The 6440-nt window shown below is 40.8% G+C and carries 5 protein-coding genes; 1 reads left to right on the top strand and 4 read right to left on the bottom strand.

Annotated features, from left to right (window positions below; translation table 11 throughout):
* Positions 1 to 151: 151 nt before the first annotated feature.
* On the top strand, positions 152 to 1999 hold the full coding sequence (locus CXF64_RS12005; protein WP_007586413.1) for a cation:proton antiporter: 1848 nt from the start codon (positions 152 to 154) through the stop codon (positions 1997 to 1999).
* A gap of 70 nt (positions 2000 to 2069) precedes the next feature.
* Here CXF64_RS12005 and CXF64_RS12000 read toward each other — a convergent pair whose 3' ends face one another.
* The 4 genes from CXF64_RS12000 to hflK all read right to left on the bottom strand — a co-directional run bounded on the left by CXF64_RS12000 (position 2070) and on the right by hflK (position 6400).
* Positions 2070 to 2708, bottom strand: a complete 639-nt coding sequence (locus CXF64_RS12000; protein WP_007586412.1) for a tetratricopeptide repeat protein — start codon at positions 2706 to 2708, stop codon at positions 2070 to 2072.
* Positions 2709 to 2818: 110 nt separating this feature from the next.
* The gene (locus tag CXF64_RS11995) at positions 2819 to 4132 is read right to left on the bottom strand and encodes an adenylosuccinate synthase (protein WP_010554354.1); all 1314 of its coding nucleotides are present in this window, start codon (positions 4130 to 4132) and stop codon (positions 2819 to 2821) included.
* Between the two features lie 214 nt (positions 4133 to 4346).
* Positions 4347 to 5225, bottom strand: a complete 879-nt coding sequence (gene hflC / locus CXF64_RS11990; RefSeq protein ID WP_010554353.1) for a protease modulator HflC — start codon at positions 5223 to 5225, stop codon at positions 4347 to 4349.
* Between the two features lie 5 nt (positions 5226 to 5230).
* Entirely contained in the window at positions 5231 to 6400 is a 1170-nt protein-coding gene (gene hflK / locus CXF64_RS11985) for an FtsH protease activity modulator HflK (protein WP_010554352.1), read from the bottom strand.
* Positions 6401 to 6440 lie beyond the last annotated feature (40 nt).

Below are 6440 nucleotides of genomic sequence, written 5' to 3'. Positions count from 1 at the left end.
GTTCTCGCTAAATAATTTAAGCCTACTAATCTTCTATAAGCAGCTAAAATTGATTAGTAATATTTCAGTTTCCGGTGTATACCCCTGTATTAATAATTAACAAAAGTTATACTTTCTAAACATATCGTCATAAATAAGGAATTCTTAATCTATGTCAGCAATTTACATAGCCGGTATCGCACTTTGCTCTGTGCTTGCCCAATGGGTCGCGTGGGCTTTTAGAGTACCCGCTATTCTTTTTTTATTGCTTACTGGTCTTTTACTTGGACCATTTAGTGGTGTTTTAGACCCTGATGCATTGTTAGGTGATTTACTGTTTCCAGTAGTATCACTAAGCGTTGCCATCATTTTATTTGAAGGTTCCTTAACTCTGCATTTCAGAGAATTAAAAGGGATAGGAAAAGTTGTAAGGAATCTCTGCTCAATCGGTATGCTTACTACCTGCATTATTATTAGCTTAAGCGCCTACTGGTTGCTTGAGCTCAATTGGCGTGTTGCTGCGGTACTAGGCGCAGTACTCGTTGTTACTGGCCCTACCGTTATAGCACCGCTATTAAACTCAATGCGTCCAACACAAGACATAGACCGCATACTTCGCTGGGAAGGTATTGTAATAGACCCAATTGGCGCATTATTTGCTGTATTGGTATTTGAAGCTGTAATGCTTGTAGGCCAAGGCGAAGTATTTAGTCATACTATTATTGCTTTAGTTAAAACCCTAGGTGTTGGTTTAAGTATTGGTGTTGCTGCAGGTTGGCTAACAACCCTATTAATGCGTCGCGAGTGGCTGCCATTTGAATTACATAAGTTTGGAATTTTAGCACTAGTCCTTATTAGTTTTTCTGTATCAAACTATTTAAGCCATGAATCAGGCTTATTAGCAGTAACTGTATTTGGTATTTGGCTTGCGAACCAAGACGATTTAGAAATAGATTCTGTACTTGAGTTTAAAGAAGACTTGTCGATGATATTAATATCAACGCTGTTTATTTTACTTGCAGCACGTTTACAGCTTTCTGATTTGATGATGCTCGACAGCGATGTATTTATATTTTTAGCTATTGTGCTTTTTGTTGCACGCCCACTGTGTATTGCTATTTCGACCTTTGGTACTGACTTACCAATGAAGTCTCGCTTGGTACTTGCCTGGATTGCTCCACGCGGTATAGTTGCCGCAGCCGTTGGGTCGGTATTTGCACTAAGTATGATGGAAGCTGGCGTTGCTGATGCTGAAAAAATGGTGCCACTTATATTTACGGTGATCATCATTACGGTTGTGCTGCAAAGCTTAACAGCCATCCCTGTTGCCAAGCTATTAGGTGTACGCCAACCATCGCCAAACACAATATTAATTATTGGTGCAAACCATGTATCGCGTGCAATTGGACGTGGCTTACAAGAGCAGAATATTCCGGTTCACCTTTCAGATCCTGCATGGGAAAACTGCAGAATGGCACGTATGGATGGCTTAGCTTGTTATTATGGTAACCCGCAATCAGAGCATGCTGAACGCTACTTACCTCTAACAACTATTCGCAGTGTCTTAGCGCTATCGCCAAACCGTCATCATAATGCGCTAGGCGTTCAATACTTTTCGCATTTACTTAATGAAAAAAATGTATTTTCGCTTCGCTCATCAACGTCGCATGCTAAAGCAAATAAAGACAGTGCAACGTTTTTATCTAGACAAATATTGTTTGGCGACGAAGGCTCATACGCACGTTTGAGCAGTATCATAGCTAAAGGCGGTAAGGTTAGTTCAACACGTATCTCGGATGAGTTTAGCTGGGAGCAATACCTAGAAATGAACCCTGAGGCTATCCCTTTGTTTATTCTTAAAGGTGATAAAGACAGCGACGACGATACGCCAATTAAGCTAAGACCGTTTACAATCAACATGGAAAAACCGCCGCAAGAAGGCGAGCGTGTTGTTGCATTACAGCCGCCTAAAATGTCGGTCTTAAAAGACCCGCAAACAAAGGCTAAAGAAGAAAGTTAAACACTTTTACTACCTGTAAAAACTCAAAAACCCTAACTTAAAAAGTTAGGGTTTTGTTTTTTAAGAGCCATTAAATAGGAAGGCGAGCTCGCGCAACCACACTATCTGGCATTTTTTGCGCTAACTTAGTCAGCGCTCGCTCAATTTTTTTATGAGTCGCTTTATCTGCGACCATAGAATTAAATAGCCAACGGTATGCATCTTCAAAATCACGCGGGCTGCCATAGCCATCATTAAATAATTTAACCAAACGTAGTTGTGCTTTTAAATTGCCTTGCGACGACGCTTCACGCAAATACGTAATTGCCATTGCTTTATCTTGCTGAACTAAACGCCCGGTGTCGTAGTAACGCCCTAACTGCTCTAGCGCTGCCGCTAAGCCTTGTTCAGCCGCTTTTCGCATGTAATACACACCTAACTCTACATTACGATCCACGCACACGTTATAAGCCAGCATATCGCCGTATAAAAATTGATAAGACGGCAATGCCATTTTATTGGCTCGTGCTTCTATATCTTGCACTAACTGGCAATCATCTGCCTTCACCCGCGCTAAATGCGTATTTTTATTTATTAACGCAATTAGCTCAGATTCTGTATACAGCGGTACAGCAGCAGGGCTTTCTGTAGCTAAGCTGTTGGTTGCTATAAATAAAGACAGCGGAATTAATGAAAGCCTTAATACGCAATTACGGTAAAATAAACGCATGCTCACCACTTATAAAAATAAACTTATTAAAATATATACAAAGATCGTTCCAAGGTGAATTTTAGATACAAAAAAAGCTGCACTAGGCAGCTTTTTTAATCTAATGGTAATTACGCAAACGGGTTGCGAAGTACCATAGTTTCTACGCGGTCTGGACCTGTAGAAATAATATCAATTGGAACACCCGTAATTTCTTCAATACGCTTGATGTAGTCAATCGCAGCTTTTGGTAAACCGTCAAGACTCGTTACACCAACAGTGTTTTCTGACCAACCTGGCATTTCTTCGTATACTGGCGTTACTTTATCGTAACCTTCAGCTGCTAATGGTGTTACGTTAGTAACTGTGCCATCTTCAAGCTTGTAACCAATACAGATTTTAAGCGTTTCTAAGCCATCTAAAACATCAAGCTTAGTTAAACAAAAACCTGAAATACTGTTGATTTGAACCGCACGGCGCATAGCCACTGCATCTAACCAACCAGTACGACGAAGTCGACCTGTTGTAGCGCCAAACTCATGGCCTTTATCACCTAAGTGCTTACCAACTGGATCTTGTTTCTCAAGACCGTCGTAAAGCTCTGTAGGGAAAGGACCTGAACCAACACGTGTAGTGTACGCTTTAATAATACCTAAAACGTAATCAAGGTTTAATGGACCAAAACCTGCACCAGTAGCAACGCCACCAGCTGTAGTATTTGAAGATGTTACATAAGGGTAAGTACCGTGATCGATATCAAGTAACGTACCTTGTGCACCTTCAAATAAAATGTTTTCGCCTGCTAAACGCGTTTGATCTAAAAGCTCAGTTACATCTACAACCATTGCTTTTAAGATATCAGCAACAGCCATTGCATCATCAAACGTTTTTTGGAAATCTACAGCGTCTACTTTGTAGTAGTTAACTAAAGTGAAGTTATGGTATTCAAGAACTTCTTTTAATTTAGCTGCAAATAATTCAGGATTAAATAAATCGCCTACGCGTAAACCACGGCGAGCCACTTTATCTTCGTACGCAGGACCGATACCACGGCCAGTTGTACCAATTGGCTTATCGCCACGAGCAGTTTCGCGGGCTACATCTAATGCAACATGGAAAGGCAAGATTAGCGGACATGCTTCACTTATTAAAAGACGCTCACGTACTGGTACGCCGCGTTCTTCAAGCATGCCAATTTCTCTCATTAGCGCTTCTGGTGATAAAACTACACCATTACCAATCACACATTTAACATTGTCACGTAATACACCCGATGGAATAAGGTGTAGAACCGTCTTTTCACCTTCGATAACTAAAGTATGACCCGCATTGTGGCCACCTTGATAACGAACTACTAAAGATGCTTTGTCTGTAAGGAGATCAACTACCTTACCCTTTCCTTCGTCACCCCATTGGGTGCCTAATACAACAACGTTTTTACCCATCGTAAATTCACTTAGAGAAAATTAGGACGAGATTTTACCAGAAAACTAAAGTAAAGATCACCCCTGTTCAGCTTATTTTTTCTGCGCGTATTTGTTATATCCAAATATTAGCTAATAACCACATAAATAACAGTGATTTAAAGCACTAGACTGTGTTTAACAAAAAGCCCCGCAAATGCGAGGCTTTTTAACTTCTAAATAATTAACGTAAAGCCTATTGAGCTTTAGCGCCTTTCATATATTGGAAGAAGTCGCTATCTGGTGAAAGCACCATAACGTCTTGCTTATTTTTAAAAGTCTTTTTGTAAGCCTCAAGCGAACGCACAAAACTAAAGAACTCAGGGTCTTTGTTATACGCGCTTGCATAGATGCCTGCTGCATCAGCATCGCCTTGACCACGTACAGAACGCGCATTACGCTCTGCATCGGCAAGCATTACTGTTACACGACGGTCAACACCCGCACGAATAGTCTCGGCTTTTTCCTGACCTTCAGAACGATGCTCTTTTGCAACAGCAGTACGCTCAGCGCGCATACGTTGGTAAATAGAGCTACTCACTTCTTGCGGTAGGTTAATTTGCTTAACACGTACGTCTAGCACCTCAATACCAAGCTCACGTGCACTTTCAGAAGCTTGTACTAACGCTTCTTCCATCAACTCGCTACGCTCACCCGATACAATTTCGCGAATTGTACGTGTACCAAAGTTTGTACGAAGACCATTATTTACTTTTTGTTTAAGTAGCGTTTCAGCATATTGCTTATCGCCACGGGCACGTAAGTAAAAAGCGCTAAAGTCATTAACACGCCATTTTACAAACGAATCAACAATTAAGTCTTTTTTCTCACTAGTAACAAAGCGGTCCGGCGCACCATCTAGCGTTTGAATACGTGCATCAATACGACGTACTTGGCTAAAAAATGGCACCTTAAATTGTAGGCCTGGGCCATATACAATCGCTTGATCGTCGCTGTCTTTTTGTACTTTACTGAATAACATTACAATTGCTTTTTGCCCTTCAGGTACAACAAATACCGATGAGAAAGACATAACAATGGCAGCTAATAGTATTACTAAACTAAAGTTTTTCATTATGATTATCTCCCATCATTGAAGCGGTCGTTGTTAAAGCGGTCATTGCCACTATTAACAGAGCTATTGCGCGACGTATTTACTTTATTGCGTAAATCTTGAATATCACTAGAGCTTGGAAGTGCAACACGTGTTGCTGTCCCTTGCTTATCCATGATCTTATCAAGTGGTAAATAAAGCATATTATTACCGCCTTTAACATCAACCAATATTTTAGAACTACTCCCTAACACTTCTTCCATTGCATCAATGTATAAGCGCTCACGAGTAACTTCTTTAGCTGCTTGATATTCAGGTAATAGCTTTTCAAAACGAGCTACTTCACCTTGTGCTTCTAATGTAATACGCTCTTGGTAACCTTCCGCTTCTTGAGTCATACGCGTTACTTGACCACGAGCACGCGGTTCAATTTCACGAGCATATGCTTCTGCTTCACGAATGAAACGTTCTTCATCTTCTTGTGCAGCAATCGCATCATCAAATGCATCTTTAACTTCAGTTGGCGGACGAGAGTCTTTAAAGTTCACGTCAGTAACAATTAAACCTAAGTTATATGGTTCGATAATCTTATTAAGCTCATCCCATGTATTTTGACGAACAACCTCACGGCCATTAGTTAATACTTGGTCCATTTTTGCATGGCCCACAACGTAACGTAGTGCACTATCTAGTGCTTCTTCTAAGCTACTATCAGCGTTAGTTACGCTAAATTCATAAAGGTATGGGTCAATAACACGGTATTGCACCTGAAACTCAACGCTCACTACGTTTTCGTCTTCAGTAAGCATAAAACCAGAAGCCGATAATGAACGAACTGCTTCAATATCTACTGGGATTACCGTTTCAATAAACGTCATTTTCCAACGCAGACCAGGATCAGCAATTCGGTCATATTTACCAAATTGAAGAACCACACCACGCTCGGCTTCTTTAACCGTATAAATACCACTTAACGCCCATACAATAACGGCGATAATAAGTATGAATGAAATACCGGCTCCGCCAAGTCCACCGCCGCTACCATTGCCGGATTTTTTCCCGCCAAATAAGCCGCCGAACTTGTTACTAAACTTGCGGAACACCTCGTCTAAATCAGGTGGGCCTTGATCACGTCCGCCTTTATTATTCCACGGATCTTTGTCATTGCCATTATTACCCGGTTCATTCCAGGCCATAGCTATACTCCATTGTTATCTAAATAAATTAGGAAATTGT

This window comes from Pseudoalteromonas sp. GutCa3 (assembly GCF_002836155.1).
In the GTDB taxonomy this organism is placed as follows: Bacteria; Pseudomonadota; Gammaproteobacteria; order Enterobacterales; family Alteromonadaceae; genus Pseudoalteromonas; species Pseudoalteromonas arctica.
The sequence above is the reverse complement of the archived record's forward strand: the minus strand, read 5'-3'. Positions and strand labels throughout refer to the sequence as shown.

Coding starts and splice junctions, on each gene's coding strand:
- CXF64_RS12000 (WP_007586412.1), bottom strand. CDS start 2,708: ATGCGTTTATTTTACCGTAATTGCGTATTAAGGCTTTCATTAATTCCG.
- hflC (WP_010554353.1), bottom strand. CDS start 5,225: ATGAAAAACTTTAGTTTAGTAATACTATTAGCTGCCATTGTTATGTCT.
- CXF64_RS12005 (WP_007586413.1), top strand. CDS start 152: ATGTCAGCAATTTACATAGCCGGTATCGCACTTTGCTCTGTGCTTGCC.
- hflK (WP_010554352.1), bottom strand. CDS start 6,400: ATGGCCTGGAATGAACCGGGTAATAATGGCAATGACAAAGATCCGTGG.
- CXF64_RS11995 (WP_010554354.1), bottom strand. CDS start 4,132: ATGGGTAAAAACGTTGTTGTATTAGGCACCCAATGGGGTGACGAAGGA.